The organism is Glycomyces halotolerans (assembly GCF_054779575.1).
This window is the reverse complement of record NZ_BAAGXZ010000047.1, coordinates 1-1,599: the sequence shown is the minus strand read 5'-3', so window position 1 is coordinate 1,599 and position 1,599 is coordinate 1. Positions and strand designations below refer to the sequence as shown.

General features: G+C 69.2%; 1 protein-coding gene. It reads right to left on the bottom strand.

The window, feature by feature from the left end; all coding sequences use genetic code 11:
* On the bottom strand, positions 1-1,400 hold a 1,400-nt coding region (locus ACYVL2_RS19940; RefSeq protein WP_460546554.1), incomplete at its 3' end, for an HNH endonuclease signature motif containing protein.
* Positions 1,401-1,599 lie beyond the last annotated feature (199 nt).

The following is a 1,599-nucleotide window of genomic DNA, read 5'->3' as shown; positions in this document are numbered from 1 at the left end:
TCCAGGTCCTCCCGCAGGCTCGGTCCCCACTCCTCGGGGAACAGGCCGGTCGGGAACACGTTCGCGACATCGTCGGCGAACTCGGCATCCAGGTCTTCGGCACTCCGCCAGTCGGCGCACCCGCAGCCGGTCCCCGCCTCGGTGTCGAGACGCTCTTCGTGGCCCTGGTGGTGGACGATCAGCGCCCGGCCCGGAGCGGTCTTCGTGACCGTCCAGCCGGGGGTGTGGACCCTGCCGTGATGGAAGCGGCACAGGAGAATGAGGTTCTCGGCGCTGGTCTCGCCGCCGGCCCACCACGGACGGATATGGTGCGCCTCGCACTGGACGGCCGGGCGCCCGCATCCCTTCCAGGCGCAGCCGGACGGCTGCTCGGCGACGAGCTTGCGGCGCAGCGCGGTGTTCGGCAACCGCTCGGCCCGGCCCAGCTCGATCGCTTCCCCAGTGCCGTAGTCGAACACCATCGGCACGACCTGCGCCTCGCAGGCGAGGAGGCGGGCGAGTTCGAGGGAGATCGGGCGACCCTCCAGGGCCGGAGTCCGCCCCGTGTCCTTGCCTTGCAGGGTCTCGACATCGACGGCCAGGTGCAGCCGGCAGGTCTCCCCGTGCCGCTTCGCGGCCTTCGGGTCCGCGGCGTAGACGCCGAGCATGTGGTGGAGGGCTTCGGCGTTGCGGTTCGCGGCGGCCGGGAGGACCCTGTCGGCATCGGTCTCGTCCTGGCGCGGCGGCGGGACCGCGGTCTGCAAGAGCTTGTCGAGCATGTGCCCGGTGGTGGAGGACAGGAGGCCGCTGAGGGCCCACATGCCGGTCTCGGTCTGCCATACCTCGAGTCGTTGCAGGGACTGCTCGGAGAGGTCGTCGAGGATCTCGGCGTGCTCGGCGAGGGATGCCTCCATCTCCGCCAGGTGAGCCTTCAGCTCCGCGAACGAGGCGTGAGCACAGTACTCGGCGACCAGGTGCTCCGGAGTGGGGCAGGAGACGGCCGGAGCGAACGGGGAGGCCACCGGTTCGCGGTAGGGGGTGCGGGCGTAGAGACGCATCGCCGGGGTCTTCTCCAACTGCCGCACCGCATACGCCACTTGGTCGATCCGCGCCGCACCGGTGGTGGCCGCCTCGGCCAGATGGCCGAACTTCTTCGACAGTCGGGCGATCGCGGCCAGGTCGGCCGCGATGCGCACGTGGAAGTCGAACCGCTCGGTCAGCCAGTCCCGCAATGCCGAGAAGCCGTCGAAGTCGCGGTGGATGTTCCAGTCCTTCGCACGGATCACGTCCGACAGGACCTTGGCGTGGACGGAGTTGATCAATGCCCCGGCCTCGTCGAGGCTGGTGTGGACGGCCGCCGACTTCTCGGACCGCTCCCCGGGAGCGAACCTGGCCCTACCGCGATACCCTGTCGCCGCCATGTCCGCCACCCCCTCACTGAGCGCCTCGGTCTTTCGAACCTTCGGATCAATTCCGCCGGTTCGTGCTATAGATCAATGATCCCAGGTCGGGGCGGGTCTGTCGTCACTCTCAGGGTGCGAATGCTTTCATGTTCCGGACCCGGACCGGCTGCGGCCCAACCCCAACACCGATCGATGCTCCAAACAGGCCCCACCCCGA